Annotated in this window: 1 protein-coding gene and 1 pseudogene; both read right to left on the bottom strand. The window is 39.5% G+C overall.

Annotation, left to right across the window (positions count from 1 at the left end):
* Window positions 1-302: pseudogene (locus H602_RS18635) on the bottom strand (OmpA family protein); the annotation flags it as partial.
* A gap of 18 nt (window positions 303-320) precedes the next feature.
* A partial coding sequence (locus tag H602_RS0109575; protein ID WP_342663493.1) for a PorP/SprF family type IX secretion system membrane protein occupies window positions 321-1,214 on the bottom strand: 894 nt, incomplete at its 5' end.

The raw sequence follows: 1,214 nt of genomic DNA, 5'->3' as shown, positions 1-1,214 counted from the left end.
TTGGCTTTTAGCATTTGTGCATAGCGAAAGTAGGTTTCTGCTTCTTGGGAAGTTTCTACTACTTTGGCATACCATTTTGCTGCTTCTACTGGGTTGTACATATTGTAATAGGCGTCTGCCAATTGTTTGTATACATAAGGGTCTTTCTCGCCTTTGTTTACTAACTTTTCGTATTCCTTTGCTGCTTCTACATACTCAAATTGGTTGAAGAGTTTGTCAGCGGCTTGGGTCTTTTTATTTTGTGCGTTTAAGGTTGTAGTGCTTACTAACACACAGCTTAATAGAATATAGAGTCTTTTCATTACGTGAGTGTGTTTTGGTTAGAAAAATCGTGGTGAACGGGATACTTTTTTCGGGAAGTTCAAATCAAATAACAAGATAACCTCGTGTGAAGAGGGTGCTACTGTTTTAAGTTCTGAAATCACATTGTCATACGCATATCCGATGCGCAAACTTGGTGTGATGGCAAAATTTACCATTCCTCCAAAACTGTCGTCTACTCGGTAGGTTCCTCCTATTTCAAAGCGCTCGTTGAATAAAAAGTTTGCTGATACATCTACTGAACTCGGTGAATTGAATGCGGATTTAAGCATTGCTGAGGGTTTGAATTTCAATGTGGGTGTCAAATCAAACACGTATCCTCCCGTTAAGAAGTAATGTTGGGTTTCTGTTCCGTATTTCACGCCGTTAAAATCCAAATAATTGGCTTTGATCATGTTTGGAACTGATAAGGCTACATAGTATTTGTCTGTGTAGTAAAAAAGTCCTGTTCCTAAATTGAAGTACGTGTTGTTTGTGTCTTCGCTAAAACCGCTGTCTGTTGGAACAGGCAAGGTGGATGCGATCTCGCTAAAGAGTCCAATTTTTTGAAACGTTACTCCGGCTTTTAATCCTAATGCTAGTTTGTGTTCGCCTCCTAGGTTTAGGGTGTAGGAGAAATCTCCGTACACGTTTTGTTCTTTTACCGGACCTATTTCATCAGCTATTACTGAGAGTCCAAGTCCTACATTCTTACCTGCTGGTGAATGTCCTGAAAACGTGAATGTGGATGGTGCTCCTTCTATATCTACCCATTGTTTACGGTACAATAATCCAAAGGAAAGGTTTTCCTTTGATCCCGCATATGCCGGGTTTATAACATTCATATTATACATGTATTGCGTATAATGTGGGTCTTGTTGTGCTTGTGCCTCAAATAATGTGACTACAGCTAT

This window comes from Flavobacterium tegetincola DSM 22377, from assembly GCF_000425485.1.
Lineage (GTDB): Bacteria > Bacteroidota > Bacteroidia > Flavobacteriales > Flavobacteriaceae > Flavobacterium > Flavobacterium tegetincola.
Note: the sequence above shows the minus strand (reverse complement) of the source record. Positions and strands in the feature narration are given on the sequence as shown.